We start from the raw sequence: 16,125 nt of genomic DNA, 5'->3' as shown, positions 1-16,125 counted from the left end.
TGCGAGCGCTCAGCGCGCGTACTTGGCGTTCCGGTCCCTGATACCGGCCGCCAACATCTCGACCGCCGACGAGATCCGACGCGCGCGCGTCTCAGGCTTCTTCGCCTCCTCGATCCAGCCGACGTACTCCTTGCGATGCGACGGCGCGAGCGCATCCCAGGTCATGCTCGCCGTGCTGCTCTTCGCAAGCGCCGCCGCCAGATCCGCCGGCGCCGGCACGTTCGCCGTCTTCTTCGCCGCGCCCGCGCGCTTCTTCATCGCACCCGGCGCCGCAGCCGAGTTCTCCTTGCGTGCAACGGTCGCCTCAGGCTTGAAGCGCAGCGCCGACCAAGTCTCGTCGATCGCGACCTGCGCAACCCCACCCCAGCCAGCCTCCTCGATCACGTTCCAGCCGACGTCCCGCGTGAGATCCGTCTCCACCTTGGAGCTCTTCTTCGGATAAGCAATCCAGAGGACGCCGCCCTGGCGCACCGCAGAGATCGCCTTCAATCCGCCCTTCTCGAGCTCCTTCGCCTTCTCGACGAACAACACGACGACGTCAAACGACCCACGCGCCGCCGTCGACACGCTCGCGCCCTCGGGCAACGGTTCGAGCAGGTCCGCGCGTCCGTCTGGGGCGCCGAGGAGAAGGACGCGTGTGTCCGGTTTGATCTGGAGTTTCTTGGAGAGGGGGCTCGAGGTGGTGGTCATGGCAAACGCTCTCGCGCCCATGCTACAGGCATTTCCGCGTTCGGGGTGGAACACGGTTTGCCCCGACGTGCTCGCGCCACGCGCGCTCTGCCTCGAAGGAGTCACCCCCATGTACATCGTGGTCAACACCATCCGGGCCCCCGAGCACGAGCTTTCACGGATCAAACGAGCCTTCCGCGACACAGCGCACGACCTCGACCAGTTCGAGGGCTTTCTCGGCATCGAGCTCTGGCAAGACGACGGCGCCCTGCTCGCAGTCTCCCGCTGGTCCACACGCGAAGCATTCCTCGCCTACCCGCGCTCCGAGCTGTTCCGCAAGCACCACAAGGGTCTGCGCGGCGAGAAGGCAATGACCGCCGCGCAGATCAAGATGTACGAGGCCGAAGCGATCGCCTGAGGCAAGCAGCCACGTTGAGGCGCCGCGCTGGGGCGTTGCCCCAGACCCCCCCCGGGGCTGTCCGCCCCGGGACCCGGACCAGCGCAAGCGCTGGACTCGGGGTCGATTAACTGCGCGATGCGCAGTTCATCGAACGAGCCGGGTCAAGACCGGCGACGATGTTGCCAACCAAGGCAGCAGCGCTGACGTCGACAGCTTGGAGAAGACCTTTACGGTCTTGCCACCGGCCTGCTGGAAAAACTGCGCGTAGCGCAGTTTTTCCACCTGAGGTCCAGGGCTTGCCCTGGTTCGGGTCGAGGGGCGAATAGCCCCCGCGGGGCCCGGGGCAGCGCCCCGGCGAAGCGGCCCCACGTCACTCCCGCGGCGCTGGCGGCAGCGACTTCAGCGTGAGGCGCCGGATTTGCTCGCGCACGATCGGATCGTGCGGGCGCATCTCGCGTGCTCGCTCGAAGAGCAGACGTGCGCGTGCTGGTTTGTCTGCTTCGCCTTCCCAGCGTGCGGCGAACTCGATGAGTCGCTCGAACCGCATCGTGTCGCTCGGCAGCGCTGCGATCAGACGTTCCTCGGCGCTCATCACGCCGCGCCAGTCGCGCTCCGATGCGCAGAGCTGGAGCAGCGATTCGAGTGCGGGGAGGTGCCCCGGCCGGAGTGCGAGTGCCTTCTCGAAGTCCGAGATCGCGTCTTCGGGTTGGCCGTGCCGCGACCGGAGCTCGCCGATGCGCACGTACATCTCGGCGCGCGAGTGCGGATCACCTCCTGGCCCGAGCACCGAAAGCGCCTTGCGGAATGCGTTGATCGCGCCGTTCACTTCGCCCTGCGACGCGAGCAGCTCGCCCTCGACGGTGTACCGCGCGAAGGGAGAGATCTCGCGGCCTGAGATCGGGCTCGAGATCGGGCCATCTCTGCCGATGCTCGAGGAGCTGCTGCTCGTCATCGGTGGGGGCGGCAGCGAGGCGCCTGGCGGCGCGGCGAGTGGACGCGCGAGTGGGATGACGCGCGGGATGCTGCCCCAGTCCTCGCTCTCGCCGGTCCAGGTGAGATCGACGTCGGCAGGCGGCGGCGGCGGGTGGAACGTGCGCGGCGGGCGCGGCAGCGCGAGCGAGACCTCGGCAGGCGGCGGCGGCAGCACGGGCGGCAGCGCGGGCGGCGGCGGCGCCGGCGGAATCACGGGCGGCGGCGCGGGCGTCACGCTGCGCGGGAGCACGTCGAGACGCGGCGCGGGCATCGTGGAGGTCGAGTCGCGCCGGCCTGGTTTGCCAGGGGCGAGCTCGAAGCTCACCTTCGCCCGCGCGTGGTGCAAGCACGGCACCGACTCGCGCAGCTTGCTCGCGAGCCGATCGAAGAGACCACGTGAGGTCAAGGCCCGTCCGCTCGGCAGCGCGTCGAGCTCGGCGACGATCGCCTGCGCGAGCGGCAAGCTTGCGGTGTCGGCCGTGCGCGGGCGCGCGCCGAGGAGCAGCTCGACGCCGCTCGTTGTCGGATCGGTTGCTGCTTCGGCTGCGCGCACGAGCACCTCGGCGCGTGTGGGATCGAGGCCGAGCTTCGTGTCGGCGAGCTCGAGCACGACGAGCTTTGGTCCGGGCGCGCCGTCGCGCAGCACGGCCACGACGTCCGCGAGTGCGTCGCCGACGGTGGGGTTCTGCGGATCGAGGGACAGGAAGAGCTCGCCGTCGATGGAGAGCAGCGCAGGGCACGCCACGTAGAGCATCACGGGGTCGCGGAAGCTCGGCCCGCGCTCGGCGAGCAGGGCCTCGATCTGCTCGGCCAGGTCGCGGCCGGGATCGGCCTCCACGACCTCGAACGCGGCGTCGTCGCGACCGAGGCGGCTTCGGAGCTGCCCTGCGCCCGTAGCCGCAAGGGACGCGCTCGTGGCGCCTTCCTGCGCAGAAATCGCGGTGATCAAGAGTCGCATCGGGCCCGTGTCCTCGGGGTTGGTCGCTGTGGATGGCGAATTTACCAGGGATCGGCTCGGATCTCTCGATTTCAAAGAGAGCACGGGAACGGCAGCCTCGGAGCCGCGGGCGCTGGTAAGATGGGCCGCGGGTCCCGTCATGCACCACGCCGTCGAGCTCTTCGTGTCTTCCGCCCCCGGGGATCAGGCGATCCGCGAGGAGCTCTGCGCGCGGCTCGCGGCCTTCGTCGACGCCGGGATCGTACGGGAATCCGTACCGGCGGCCCCCCCGCCGGACACGCGCACCCTCCTCCACACGGCCGACGTCATCGTGGTGCTCGTGAGCCCCGAGGCCTTCACGTCCGGCTCGATCGTGGAGGCGACGCTACGCGAGGGGCTCACGATGGAGCGTGACAAGCGGGCCGTGGTGATCCCGCTCCGCGCCCGCGCGGGCGCTCCGGAGCAAGCCGGCCTGCTTGCGGATCGCACCATCTACCCGCGTGATGGACGCGCCCTCGACGACCCCGAGCACCGCGACGAGATCTTCCGCGAGGCCATTGCCGGTGTGCTCACGGGCGTCACCCTCTGCCACGTCATGGTCGGAGATTACCTGCTCGAAGACGAGCGCGAGGCCGCGGCCGCGGCCTCCTTCCAGCGCGGGATGACGCTCGCCGAGCGCCTCGCCGGGGACGCGCCCGACGATCAGGATCATCGCACCCTCGTCGCGATCACCCGTGACCGCTACGCCGACGCGCTGCTCGCGGCCGGCGACGGCCACGGCGCGCTCGCGGCGTACAAGGAGGCCCTCGTCGTGCGGGATCGGCTGGCGCACGACGCGCCGGACGACATCGCCCGCCGCCGCGCGCTCGCGCGCTGTCACGAGAGCATCGGCGAGGTGCTGCGCGCGATGGGCGAGAAGCCCGACGCGCTCGCGGCCTACCGCGCCTGCCTCGCGCTGCGCGAGGACCTCGCCGACGCCACGTACGACGACGAGGCGCGGCGTGACCTCTACGCGACGTATGGCCGCATCGGCCACGTCCTCCGCGCGATGGGGGATCTGCGTGGCGCGCTCGACGCGTTCCGCACCGGCCTCAAGCTCGCCGCGCGGCTCGCGGCCGAGCAGCCGGACATGGCGGCGATCCAGGGGGATCACGCGCTCTTTTGCTTCCGCGCGGCCACGGTGCTCGCGGAGGGCACGTCGGCCGAGCGACTGGAGGCGCGCTCGCTCTTGCGCCGCGCGCTCGCGATTTACCGCGTCCTCGAAGAACGAGAGCTCCTCACGGAGGCGCAGGCGATCTGGCCGCCGGCCGTCGAGGCGCTGCTCATCACGCTCGGCACATGACTTGACGCCCGCGCCCCGGGGCGCTTCCGTCGATGCTCATGAGCACCGGACGTTTTGCGGGCAAGGTTGTCCTCGTGACGGGGGCGGGCAGCGGCATCGGGCGGGCGACGGCGGTCGCGTTCGCGAAGGAGGGCGCGGACCTCGTGCTCTGCGACGTCAACGAGGCGACGCTCGACGAGGCTGCCGCCGCCGTGCGCGCGCAGGGCCGGAGCGTGCTCACGCGCAAGGTCGACGTGTCGAGCGCCGCGGCCATGCAGAGCTTCGCGGACGAGGTGCACGCTTCGTTTCCTGCGGTCGACGTGCTCGTCAACAACGCTGGCGTCGCGGTCACGGGCGGCCTGCGCGACACCACGCTCGAGGACTGGAACTGGGTGATGGGCATCAACGTGATGGGCGTCGTGCACGGCTGTCACTTCTTCGTGCCGCGCATGATCGAGCGCGGCCGTGGCGGCCACGTCGTCAACATCGCCTCGGCCGCGGGCCTCGCGGGCAGCCGCCTGCTCGTCGCGTACTCCACGACGAAGTTCGCCGTCGTCGGCTTCTCCGAGTCGCTACGCGCCGACCTGCGCCGCCACCGCATCGGCGTCACTGCGATCTGCCCCGGGTTCATCCGGACGAACATCAACGAGGCGGGCCGCCGCCGCGGCCGCTGGGCCGAGCCTGCGGCGGTGGAGCGCTCGCGCCGCTTGATGGAGCGCGGCGCCTCGCCGGAGCTCGTGGCCGAGAAGATCCTGAACGCCGTCGAACGCGACCAGGGCCTCGTCCCTGTGACGAAGGAGGCGCACCTCATTTATGCGCTCAAACGTTCGTCGCCGGCGCTCCTCGCCGCCGTTTGGCGTCGCCTCGAAGCCTGGCAAGCGCCCGAGCTCTGAGGACGGGTCTCTTCTCGAGGCCGCCGCGCCGGGGCTCCGCCCCGGGCCCCGCGGGGGCTGTTCGCCCCTCGACCCGAACCAGGGCAAGCCCTGGACTCGGGTGGAAGAACTGCGCATCGCGCAGTTCTTCCAACGGGCCCGTGGGAAGGCGTTGCCGCTTGAAACGGCAGGGCTGCTGTCTCGAGTGGCAGGGTCGCTCCTGGTCTTGACTCGGCCTGTTCGATGAACTGCGCATCGCGCAGTTCATCGACCTCGGGTCCAGCGCTTGCGCTGGTCCGGGTCCAGGGGCGGATAGCCCCGGTGGGGCCTGGGGCAACGCCCCAGCGAAGCGGCCCCCGATGAGACCACGCCTGGCACGCCACGTGTAGCGTTGGTCTCTCGCGCGCAACTGGGGGCGAATGCGCGCGGGAGGCACGGTCAGTCATGCGCATCGCGATGATCTCGACTCCATTCATCCGCATGCCGCCCATCGGCTACGGCGGGACCGAGCTCTTCTGCTACGAGCTCGCCGAAGAACTCGAAACACGCGGCCACGCGGTCACGGTGTTCACGACGGGCGACTCCATCACGAGTTGCCACAAGCGCGCGCTCTACCATCGCCCCGTCTGGCCTCCCACGGCCGCCGACGAGCTCAACCACGTCGCGTGGGCGTTCTCCGAGATCGCGCGCAGCCACTTCGACGTCGTCCACCTGAACAGCCCGCTCGGCGTCACGCTCTCGGCCTTCGTGAGTGTGCCGATCGTGTACACGCTGCACCATCACCGCGAAGAATCTTTCTCCCGGATCTTCGCCTCGCACCCGCAGATCTCCTACGTGGCGATCAGCCAGCGTCAGCTCGACCTCGAGGTCCCGCTGCTCCGCGCGCGCGTCATCCACCACGGCGTCTCGCCGGGCCGGTACCCGCCGAGCCTCCACGACCACGGCTACCTCGCGCACATCGGACGCTACTGCGAGGAGAAAGGCACGCACCTCGCGCTCGACGTCGCGCGCCTCGCGCGCATGCCCATCCACCTCGGAGGCCGCACGCATCCGCAGGATCGAGCGTTCTTCGAGGAGCAGATCGCGCCGCGGCTCGATCTCCCGGGCGTCGTCGACCATGGAGAAGTCGACCACGAGCAGAAAGTTCGGCTGCTATCGGGCGCGCGTGCGCTCGTCTGTCCTCTCCTCTGGGAGGAGCCGTTTGGCCTCGTCGCCGTCGAGGCCATGCTCTCTGGCACGCCCGTGATCGGCTTTGCGCGCGGGTCCTTCCCCGAAATCATCGACGAGGGCGTCACCGGCTTCCTCGTCCCTCCGGACGACCTCGAGGCCCTCGCCCACATCGCTCGTTCGCCCGAGCTCGCGCGCTTCGACCGGGCCCGGTGCGCGAGCCACGCCCGCGACCGCTTCACCACCTCGGTCATGACGACCGCGTACGAGTCCGTTTACCGCCGTGCCGCCAGGGGCGGAAGCGCCGCGCGCGCGCGTGTCGCATGAGTGGTACGTTCCCGGTGGACAACGAGGCGCATCTCGACTGAAGTCGCATGCATGCGCTGGTTCGTCACTCCAATCGTTTGCGTCGTCCTCGCGGGCTGCGGGGCGACGCCACCTGCAGGCGGGTCGGGACCGAACGAGCCCACGACGGGGCCCGTGACCACGGGAGAGCCAACGTCCTCCGAAGCGAAGCCGGCGGAAGCGAAGCCGGCGGAGGGCATACCGAAGGCCCCGGACCCGGACACCGTCCCGCTCTCGGGCACGCTCACGAACGAGCAGATCCAGGCGGCGGTGAACGAGAACGTGAAGGCGTTCGACGGCTGTTACTCGCTCGGCGTGGACAAGGAAGGCAAGCTCGCCGGCACGGTCACGATACAAGCGACCGTCGGTCCGCTCGGCACGGTGAACGAGGCGAGCGTGAAGAACTCGACCGTGAAGAACCCGAAGGTCGAGGATTGCGTGCGCAAGGCGTTCAAGACGACCAAGTTCCCGCGCCCGGCCGGCGGCGGAACGGTGATGATCACCTACCCGATGACGTTCGGCGGCGAGACCGTCATCAAGAAGTGAGCGGGTCCGCGCCTAGAGCATCGACCGGTTCGATGCTCGGAAGATCGCGAAGCGATCTTCCCTCGGGGGGTGAATCGTCCGGGCTTTGCCCGGACGAGAGGGGGACGCGAGGCGTCCCCCTCGGGACAAGAGAGCTAGAACATCGAGCGGTTGCAAACCGATCGATGTTCTAGCAGCGCGGACAAGGCCCTCCTCGGCGTTCCTCAGAAGCAAGGACAGCCGGCGAGATTGGCCACGCACGTGCACATGACCTGACAATGCGGGGCCGCGAGGTCGAGGCTCACGGCGCGCCCGTCGATCGTCGCCTCGACATGCGCCTCGAGCGTCGACGCGTCGCTCTGCGTGACGACCACCTCGCCGCTGTCCGCGATCAGATCTTCCTTGCCAGCCGCCGAGAAGCGCCGTGTGCGCACCACGGCGACGCAGCTCCCGTCGTGCGGAACAGGCGGGAGGTCCGGACCGGAGCTGATCTTGCAGGTCCCGGGGAGCTCGCCCAAAAGCTCCACCTTCAGGAACGAGACCGGCGTCCCATTCTCCTCGAGCACGTTCTCCACCTCGAGGAAGTACGAGCATGAATCGGGTTCCGCGAAGCCGATGATCGAATACCCGTCGGGCTTCTCCACTTGCTCGATATAAATCCCGCCGAAGGCAGACGAGGCGACGCAGAGCTCCCCCTCCTCTGCCACAGGCAGCGTCGCGCAGCTATCGGCCCCGCCCGCTCCGCTTGTCACGCCCTTTTCCGGCTCGCTTTCACACCCCATCACGATCGCGACGGCAACGATCGCAAGCCCAAGATACGCATTGAATGCCATGCGCGCGCCGCTTTGCACGAGGCGTGCCCACAAAAAGACGGCGGTTTTTCCAGTTCGAGCCCACGGTCTCCCCCTGACAACGCTGTCCGTGCCCTGACGGTGCTGTCAGGGGCCCCTGGTTCCCTGGGAACCACGATTTGCCGAGGAACATCCCGGGAAACGTGCGCGGCCGAGCGTCATAGGATAAGAAGGTCGCCGAACCTCTGGAGCCTCTCATGCGTTCTCTCTCGCTCACGCTCGTGTCGTTTGCTCTCCTCGCCTGTGGTGGCGCGTCGTCGTCCACGCCGCCTGCCTCTTCCTCGCAGGAAGGGTCCGCCGTGGTCATTGCGGGCAGCCCTCCGGCATCCGACGCGCTCGTGGCGGCCATCCGCTCGGCGAAGATCCCGCCCGGCGAGTGTAGTGGCATGCAGCAAGCGACGCTGGGCGCGGAGTACGCCGCGCAGGCGAACGTGATGAAAGAGCTCGCGCAGAGCCTCTCGGTGCCCTTCCTGGAGCAAGGCGAATGCAAGCCCGCGCAGGAAGAGGATACCGCGCGCCTCGCCGTCCCCGTCGCGGGCGCCGCCTGGTACTGCGTGGTGCACGCAAGCCCGGACTGGCGCAAGGCGCCCGAGCCGAAGGAGGGCGAAGAGGAGGGCGGCTCGAACTTCGCGATTGGCTTTGCGCTCGATGAAAAGGGGAAGTTGCTGCCGGAATCGATCCACTGTGTCGCCGCGGGCTGACGGTCAGACGAGCGCGCGGCGCAGCGCCTCGATTTGACGCGCGCGGAAGGTCTTCACGACGTTCGCGCGCCGCAACACATCGAAGCCGTGAAAGGCACCCGGGACGATTTCGAGCTCGACGGGGACGCCGGCGGCTTCGAGTCGCTTCGCGTATTCGACGTCTTCGTCATGGAAGAGGTCGAAGGTCCCCACGCCAATCCAGGTGGGCGGCAAACCTGCGAGAGATTCGGCGCGCGCGGGCGCGGCGTACACCGGCACGTCCGCCCCGCCGGGCTCGCGCCCGAGGTACGACGTCCATCCGAAGCGGTTGCTCCCCGCATTCCAGAGCCGATGATTCGTGCCGTCGATGGTCTTGCCCACCGTCCGGTCGTCGAGCATCGGATACACGAGGAGCTGGAATGCGACGGGGATCTCCTTCCGGTCACGCGCGAGGAGCGTGAGCCCGGCCGCGAGTCCACCACCGGCGCTCGCGCCCGCAATGACGATGCGGTCCGTACGCACGCCGAGGGCCGGAGCGTTCGCGTGAATCCACGCGAGCGCCGCATACAGGTCGTCCAGAGCGGCGGGAAAGGGATGCTCCGGTGCGAGGCGATACGACGGCGCGACGACGGTCATCCCGAGCTCACGCGCGAACGTCGCCGCCCCCTCGTCGTCCTGCGCGGGCGAGCCCATGATGAAGCCGCCGCCGTGAATCCACAGCATCGCCGGCATGGGCTGCGTGACGCCTTCGGGCACGAAGACACGCGCCGTGCGGGCGCCCGGAATGTCACGAAGGAACGCGCGCACGCCCGGCGTGCTGCGCGGCGCGCCCGTGTCTCGAGCGAGCCGGCGCACGACCTTCAAAAGCCGAGGGCCGGCGGTGATGCGGGGCAAAAAGCGCGCGACGAGGGCCAGGTCAGGATGGAAGTTGCTCATGGCGTTTCCTCGTTTACCTCACAATCGGCCATCGGCGCCGGGCACCGGTGCGTGGATGGCGAATCCCTCCGTGCAAGGGGGATCGCCATCCACGCCGTGGGAAAGAACGGGCAGCGTTACGCGCTCTCTTCGAGCCGCAGCGCCGCGCCCGGACAAACGGTGACCGCTTCCTGCACCGCCTTGTATTGCTCCGGCGGCGGCGTCTCGTCGAGCAGCACCACGATCCCGTCGTCACGCTGATCGAAGACCTTCGGCGCGACCATCACGCACTGCCCCGCGCCACAGCATTTTTCGTATTCCACGAGCACGCGCATTCCCATGACAAACCTTCTTTCGTTTTTTTTTCCGAACGCTCATTTCGCTGGCGTGAACGGCGCCATCCACAACCCGGCGAGCGCGTCCACGAGCCCCACGCCCGCGGCCTCCCAGGAGGCGCGCGGCGTGGGTGTCCCCGCGTGCAACGCTCGCTCTCGCTCGGCGCACATGTGCACGATGATCTGCCGGCTCATGTCGGCCCGCTCCTCGCGCACCTCCGCAGGTAAGATCGGCAAGAGCCGCTCGAAGACTTTCGTCGTCTCCCGCATCGACGGCGAGGCAACCGTCTCGTCGTGCACGAGCTTCCACAACGCCGGATCCGTGGTCACCTGCGCGAGAAACCGCGCATGCCAGCTCGCAGGGCCCAGCGACGCGAGGTGCTCCGTGATCGGCAAGACGAGGCAAGCAAGCCCATCACGGAGCTCCAAGGAACCCTTGAACTTCGCCAGCATCTCCTCGCGCCGCCGCTCGATGGGTGGGGCATGCCGACGCACGATCGCGAGTACGAGGTCGTTCTTCGTCCCGAAGTGATACCCGACCGCGAAGTTGTTCGCCTGTCCGGCCGCCTCGCTCACCTGACGATTCGAGACCGCCGCCACGCCGTGCTCCGCAAAGAGCTTCTCCGCCGCGGCCAGGATGACCTCGCGCGTCTCGCTCCCGTGCGTCTGCCTCACCCTCGAGCCGGCCATGCTCACCAGCGTACCAGAACCTTCTCGATCCCGCCGACAAGAAGCCCTTCACGCCGCGGCAGCTCCTCCGGTTTCACCGCGAGATCGAGCGTCGGCAGCCGCTTGAGGAGCACCTGCAGCGTGGTCTGGAGCTCCGTCCGCGCGAGCGCCTGCCCCAGGCACGAATGCGCGCCCGCGCCGAAGGTGATGTGCGCGTTCGGCGTACGATCGAGCTTCATTTCGCTCGCGCCTTCGAAGAACGACTCGTCGCGGTTCGCCGAGGACATGCTGCAGATCACGGTCGTCCCGCGCGGGAGCGGCTGGCCCGCGACCTCGGTGTCCTCCGAGATGAACCGAGGCAAACCGAAGCCCATGTTCGCGTCGAAGCGCAGCGATTCCTCCACGGCCGTGCGGATGAGCGAGGGATTTGCGAGGAGTCGCTCCCAGCGGCTCCGATCCGAGAGCAGCATCGACATCATCTTCCCGATCATGTTCGAGGTCGTCTCGTGCCCGGCCACCAGGATCCCCTGGGCCGTCATGATCAGCTCGCGCTCGGTGAGCACGTCCTCCTTGTCCGTGGCCGTGATGAGCTCGCTCAAGAGGTCATCGCCGGGGTTTGCCCGCTTCGCGGCAATGTGGCCCATGAGGAAATGGGCAAACTCCATCTGGGCCTGGTTGACCTCCTCCTGGGTGAACTGCGTCATGGTGAGCATCGCATTGGACCAGTACGCGAGTTTCTCGCGGTCGGTCACGGCGATGCCGAGCAGATCGGCGATGACCCAGACGGGAAGCGGGAACGCGAAGTCGCTCACGAGATCCGCCGGCGGGCCTTTTTTGACCATCTCGTCGACGAGGTGGTTGGCCATCGTCTCGATCTTCGTCTGCAGCGCCTGAATCCGCTTCACCGTGAACGCGCGGTTGATGAGCCGCCGCCACCGTTGATGCGACTCGCCACCCGCCAAGGACGCCGCCTCGGGGTTTTCGAAGACGCTCCCTCCCTCGTTCGTCGTGATCCGCGCCGCGCCGTCCTGCGCGAGGTTGCGGGAAAACCGCGGGTCCGAGAGCACCTGGCGGACATCGTTGTACCGCGTGAGCAACACCGCCTTGTCCCCGCTCGGCAGCCGGACGTGGGCCACCGGGCACCCCTGCCGCAAACGATCCCACTCCGCAGGCGGCTCCAGAGCCGACGGCGCACGGAGAGGATAATCCAAGACCTGATCGCTGCTTTCGCTGCTCATGGGAAGATAACCTCCGCGTTCGGTTCTAAGGCACGCGACTTAGGAAGTCAAGTGACTTAACGCGAGGCCAGGAAACCGCCGCGCCGGGGCGCTGCCCCGGGCCCCGCGGGGGCTGTTCGCCCCTCGACCCGAACCAGGGCAAGCCCTGGACCTCAGGGGGAAGAACTGCGCGATGCGCAGTTCTTCCCACAGCAGCGCTGCGGTTTTGGTCGGCAGGGTCATCGTGGCCTGTTCGCAGAACTGCGCATCGTGCAGTTCTGCGACCCCGGGTCCAGCGCTTGCGCTGGTCCGGGTCCAGGGGTGGACAACCCCTGGTCGGGGTCCGGGGTGAAACCCCGGCGCTACGCTGCGGCCCGCCTCTCAAGGCGTGCTGCTGGGATCCGCCGGATCGCTCCCGGCGTCGTGCTCGTCGCCGTCGCGGAACCCGTCCTCGTCGCGGTCGAGCCCCAGACGCTCGCCCGAGCCGGGCGGCGTGCAGGTATAGGTCAGCGGCAGGTCGAGCAGGAAGGACACGAGGCGGAGCGTCGCGTCCGCCATCGGGGGAGAGCTCGCGCGATTGCTCGTGAACAGACCGCCGCCGGCGTAGAGGTAGCCGACTTCGCTGCCGAGCAGGTGTCCCTTCACGACGAGATCACATTCCCCGGCCTCGGCGCGGCTGCGCAGCAGATTGAGACGGGCGTGCACGGCTGCGTTGCTCGCGTGGGACAACGTCACCTGCTGCCCGACGATCGGCGCCATGTTGGAATCGAAGGCGAGCAGGAACGACTCGACCTGCCGGCGCAAGAGCTGGCCGCTCGGACCGACCGGGAATCCCTCGGGGTTGAATTCGCTCTCGCCGAAGCCGAAATGCATGAATCGGAAGATCGTGTCGATCATGCCGTCGTGCAGATAGCCGAAGCCGCGCACCTGATCGCCCATGAAACCATTGTCGCCCGGCTCGATCCCTGGCGCCTCGGCCATGCCGAACATCCCGACCTTCTGGTAGAGATTGCGGAAATGGGGGACCTTCATCGTCTGCGGCGTCCCCTCGAAGGTGCTCAGGCCCATCGTGCCGAAGAAACCGGGCGCCTCGCTTCCCGGATTGCCGGTGGGATCGAGGGTGTGGCATCCCTCGCAGCTATGCGTGACGTCGGACAGGGGGCCGGTGAAGAACGCCTTCCCCGCTTGCTGGTCCGGGGTGAGGGAGTTGTCGAGGTTGCGGATCGGATTCGGCGGATAGGTGATGCGCAGGACGAAATCCGTGAATGCGTCCATGTCCGCCTCGGAGAGCTCGGTGTCGCGCCCGAGCAGCTCCACGAAGGCGGGGTTGAATTTCTTGAATGCCGCGAACTCGTCGAAGATCCCGCTGTCTGGCTGGACCGACGGGGCGTCGTTCCCGCCGGTGCGGTCGCCGCGCCAGTGCATCGGGCCGTGGTTTGCCATGCCGCGTAGGCTCTGGGTGGTCATGGGGCCCTTCAGCGGACGATAGTTGGGATTGCCGGGATCCTCGACGAGGAAGGGCCCCGGGTTCGTCACGGTGACCGCGTCGGGATTACCCAGGTCCCAGGCCAGGCTATCGAAATCGCCGAATACGTGGCAGCTCGCGCAGGACGAATCCCCGTGGCTGGAGGAGAATTTTGCGTCATAGAGGAACCTCCGGCCATGGGTGATGCTGGGCGGCTCGGGGTTGTGCATCGGCAGGTGGGCCGCCTCGGCGCGCGCGACGGTGTCGATGACGGAGATTGCGTTGTCGAAGGAGGTCAGCGCATAGAGACGGCCGCGCGCTTGATCGAGCACGAGCCCCGTGGGCCCCCCGCCCGAGACGGGGATATGGTCCGCTGCCGAGGGCGTGAACGTGTCGTTCTCCAGGGCCGCGGTATTGAAAATGCCGATCTTGCCGGAGCCCAGGGCGGCCACGTAGAGCGTCGCGCCATTGCTAGTGATGGCCATGCTCTGCGGGAGCGCGAGGCTCCGCTCGTTCTCCGTGCTCGGCAAGGGCGCGCAGCAGGTCGCGTAATCGACGTGCTTGTTGAGGTGCCGCGGGGCCACGCCGCCCGGGCCAAGCACCGTGATACGGCTCTCGTGCAGGTGTCCGCGCAGCGTCTCGCCCGCATAGATCCCCGGGCCCTCGAACCGCTTGTCGTTCTGCGCGTCGGTGTTGGTGACGTAGACCTTCCCGTTTACCGGGTTGACGATCATGTTGTAGAGAATGGTGCCGACGCCGGTATAAAATCCCGACGAACCTGCCAGTTGTGCCGGGGGATTGGCGAGGGCGTCGATGACGAAAACGTCCTTGTCGGGCAGCGAGAAGCGCACCTCGTCGTCCCAGGTGCGGCCGATCGAATCGACCCAGTTGGCGCCGTTGTGCTTGACGATGACGCTGGTCTCGGGCTGCGGGAGGCCCTCGAAGTTCGTATTGGGCGCGGGCACGCCTCCGGCCGATTCACCTCCGTCGGGCACCAGGAGGTCGCTGACGACCGTGGTTCGGTTGCCGGAGTGGAAGGCGGCCGCATATACCTTGGAACCGTCGGGGGAGACGGCGAGCGCGCGCGGCGTGTCGCTGAAGAGGGTCAGGATGGTGAGCGGCGTCCCGCCGAGGGGCGCGCCCAGCGCATTGGCATCGAATACCCAGACGTCGGCGCGGCCGACGCCGGGCGTGGCGAGCTGGGGATCGCTCGGGCGATTCTGGCCCCGGTGGGCCGTCGTGATGAACGCGCGCCGGCGGCCTGGCCCTCCGAAGACGATATCGCGAGGCTCGTCCCCCACGAGCAACGTTCGCACCACCCGCCCGTGCGCCGGATCGCTCACGTCGACGACGCTGACGCTATCCGAGAGATGATTGACGACCCACACCTCGTTATCGTTCCTCGCCGCGACGGCGACGGGCTCGAGTCCCACGGGCACCGAGCCGACGTGTGATAGGCCGCTCATTTGGACGCGGAAGATCTCCAGGCGACCATCCGGGGTATTGACCGCGAAGAGGTGTTTGCCATCGGCCGAAAGCGCGAGGGGACGCACTTGACCGCTTTCAAAAAGTGTGTACGACGGGGCGGCGTGGGCGAGGGTGGAGGCGGCGAGGGGGACGGCGAGCCCGGCAATCGCGAGGGCTTTGCGCAGCAATCCAGATCCAGTCATCACCTTTTCCTTGCGAGTGTCGCGGGGCGGACCCCGGCGCTGCGCCGGAGCGCGTGCTCGACTCCGCTCTGCAGCGTGCTACGGGTGACGAGGCCACGCAAATCGGTCCCGAGCTCGACGAGCGTGCGCGCGATTTCCGGCCGGATGCCAGTGAGCACGACCTCCGCCCCGAGGAGCGAAACGGCCTGCGCGGCCTGGAGCAGCCCATTGGCGACCTCCGCATCCACCACGGGGACGCCGGTCACGTCGAGGATGGCGACCGCCGCTCGATGCGCCATCACCCCCTCGAGCAATGTCTCGATGACCTGCTGCGCGCGCTTACTGTTCACGGTACCGATAAGCGGCATGACCACCACGCTTTCGGCGATGGGGATGAGCGGCGTCGACAGGGCACGCAGGGTCTCCTCCTGCATGCGAATGATCTCCGCCTGGAGGCGCATGTTCTCGGCCTCGGCGCGCTGCGTCTGCTCAATGGCCTGCTTTGCCCGCAGCTGCGAGGTGACGTCGATGTTGAACTCGACCACGTACTCGGTGCCGTCGTCGCCCGGGATCGGGATATAGGTGGTCTCGGTCCACACCACGCGATCGTCGACGGTCGCCAGGGTGGACCCCGAGGTATCGTAGGAAGTCGGCGGCATCGTGATGTTCGTGTGCTCGGCAGCCGCCTGCTCGAAATTGGCGACGAATCCCATCGATATCGATGCCGGATCGGTCAGGATGTTGAACTTCCCGATGATCTCGTCCTTCACACCCCCGATGACGTCCAGGGAATTGCGGTTCATCGCCACCGACAGGCCATCCCGCCGGTAGACGCCCAGGCCCACGGGGATGGCTTCGAAGATCTTACGATACGGAACGCGGCGCTCGTGCTCGGTGAGGGTATCCTCCAGCACCTCGCGCTCGGCGAGCGCACGTTCGAGCACGTTCACCCGCGCGCGCAGGGCCGCGTTCTCGGCTCGTAGGGCTTCGTAGGTCGGCTCGTCGTTCACGCTCGTCCTCTCTCCATGGCAGTCACGGCCAACATGCTCGGTTGGACCTGCATAGGGCCAGACTTCGGCAACGTACAGTATCCGAAATCAATGCTGGCGAGAAAGGAGATCTGCGCGGGCGGGACG

15 protein-coding genes are annotated in these 16,125 nt (G+C 68.0%); 6 read left to right on the top strand and 9 right to left on the bottom strand.

Annotated features, from left to right (window positions below; translation table 11 throughout):
• Positions 1–9: 9 nt before the first annotated feature.
• Positions 10–690, bottom strand: coding sequence for a YdeI/OmpD-associated family protein (locus KEG38_RS48690; protein ID WP_272427809.1), 681 nt, complete (start codon positions 688–690; stop codon positions 10–12).
• On the opposite strand from KEG38_RS48690, the gene KEG38_RS48685 reads away from it, so the two are divergent.
• Positions 689–1,087, top strand: a complete 399-nt coding sequence (locus KEG38_RS48685) for an antibiotic biosynthesis monooxygenase family protein (RefSeq protein WP_272427808.1) — start codon at positions 689–691, stop codon at positions 1,085–1,087. The genes KEG38_RS48690 and KEG38_RS48685 overlap by 2 nt on opposite strands.
• A 352-nt stretch (positions 1,088–1,439) precedes the next feature.
• Here KEG38_RS48685 and KEG38_RS48680 read toward each other — a convergent pair whose 3' ends face one another.
• On the bottom strand, positions 1,440–2,999 hold the full coding sequence (locus KEG38_RS48680; RefSeq protein WP_272427807.1) for a tetratricopeptide repeat protein: 1,560 nt from the start codon (positions 2,997–2,999) through the stop codon (positions 1,440–1,442).
• A gap of 139 nt (positions 3,000–3,138) precedes the next feature.
• Here KEG38_RS48680 and KEG38_RS48675 point away from each other — a divergent pair, with 139 nt between their 5' ends.
• The 4 genes from KEG38_RS48675 (at position 3,139) to KEG38_RS48660 (ending at position 7,229) form a co-directional block, all read left to right on the top strand.
• A complete protein-coding gene (locus KEG38_RS48675) occupies positions 3,139–4,320 on the top strand; it encodes a tetratricopeptide repeat protein (RefSeq protein WP_272427806.1) in 1,182 nt (393 codons plus the stop codon).
• 38 nt (positions 4,321–4,358) lie between these two features.
• Complete coding sequence (locus KEG38_RS48670) at positions 4,359–5,192, top strand: SDR family NAD(P)-dependent oxidoreductase (RefSeq protein ID WP_272427805.1); 834 nt, start codon at positions 4,359–4,361, stop codon at positions 5,190–5,192.
• Positions 5,193–5,615: 423 nt separating this feature from the next.
• The gene (locus KEG38_RS48665) at positions 5,616–6,665 is read left to right on the top strand and encodes a glycosyltransferase family 4 protein (RefSeq protein ID WP_272427804.1); all 1,050 of its coding nucleotides are present in this window, start codon (positions 5,616–5,618) and stop codon (positions 6,663–6,665) included.
• Positions 6,666–6,716: 51 nt separating this feature from the next.
• Positions 6,717–7,229, top strand: a complete 513-nt coding sequence (locus KEG38_RS48660; protein WP_272427803.1) for an AgmX/PglI C-terminal domain-containing protein — start codon at positions 6,717–6,719, stop codon at positions 7,227–7,229.
• Between the two features lie 203 nt (positions 7,230–7,432).
• Here the strand turns inward: KEG38_RS48660 and KEG38_RS48655 are convergent, their stop codons facing one another.
• Entirely contained in the window at positions 7,433–8,041 is a 609-nt protein-coding gene (locus KEG38_RS48655; RefSeq protein WP_272427802.1) for a hypothetical protein, read from the bottom strand.
• Positions 8,042–8,256: 215 nt separating this feature from the next.
• On the opposite strand from KEG38_RS48655, the gene KEG38_RS48650 reads away from it, so the two are divergent.
• Positions 8,257–8,760 carry a hypothetical protein gene (locus KEG38_RS48650; RefSeq protein WP_272427801.1) on the top strand — a complete coding sequence of 168 codons (504 nt, stop codon included), beginning with the start codon at positions 8,257–8,259 and terminating at the stop codon, positions 8,758–8,760.
• 3 nt (positions 8,761–8,763) lie between these two features.
• Here KEG38_RS48650 and KEG38_RS48645 read toward each other — a convergent pair whose 3' ends face one another.
• The 6 genes from KEG38_RS48645 to KEG38_RS55890 form a co-directional block, all read right to left on the bottom strand.
• Positions 8,764–9,675, bottom strand: a complete 912-nt coding sequence (locus KEG38_RS48645) for an alpha/beta hydrolase (RefSeq protein WP_272427800.1) — start codon at positions 9,673–9,675, stop codon at positions 8,764–8,766.
• Positions 9,676–9,791: 116 nt separating this feature from the next.
• Entirely contained in the window at positions 9,792–9,995 is a 204-nt protein-coding gene (locus tag KEG38_RS48640; RefSeq protein ID WP_272427799.1) for a ferredoxin, read from the bottom strand.
• Between the two features lie 33 nt (positions 9,996–10,028).
• Positions 10,029–10,679 (bottom strand): TetR/AcrR family transcriptional regulator, encoded by a 651-nt coding sequence (locus KEG38_RS48635; protein ID WP_272427798.1) that lies wholly within the window; start codon positions 10,677–10,679, stop codon positions 10,029–10,031.
• A gap of 2 nt (positions 10,680–10,681) precedes the next feature.
• Positions 10,682–11,896: a cytochrome P450 gene (locus tag KEG38_RS48630; protein ID WP_272427797.1), complete on the bottom strand. Its 1,215-nt coding sequence runs from the start codon at positions 11,894–11,896 to the stop codon at positions 10,682–10,684.
• A gap of 360 nt (positions 11,897–12,256) precedes the next feature.
• Positions 12,257–15,010: a beta-propeller fold lactonase family protein gene (locus KEG38_RS48625; protein WP_272427796.1), complete on the bottom strand. Its 2,754-nt coding sequence runs from the start codon at positions 15,008–15,010 to the stop codon at positions 12,257–12,259.
• On the bottom strand, positions 15,010–15,999 hold the full coding sequence (locus tag KEG38_RS55890) for an STAS domain-containing protein (RefSeq protein WP_272427795.1): 990 nt from the start codon (positions 15,997–15,999) through the stop codon (positions 15,010–15,012). The genes KEG38_RS48625 and KEG38_RS55890 overlap by 1 nt, the downstream gene beginning before the upstream one ends.
• Positions 16,000–16,125 lie beyond the last annotated feature (126 nt).

The organism is Polyangium jinanense, assembly GCF_028435265.1.
In the GTDB taxonomy this organism is placed as follows: domain Bacteria; phylum Myxococcota_A; class Polyangia; order Polyangiales; family Polyangiaceae; genus Polyangium; species Polyangium jinanense.
Note: the sequence above shows the minus strand (reverse complement) of the source record. Positions and strands in the feature narration are given on the sequence as shown.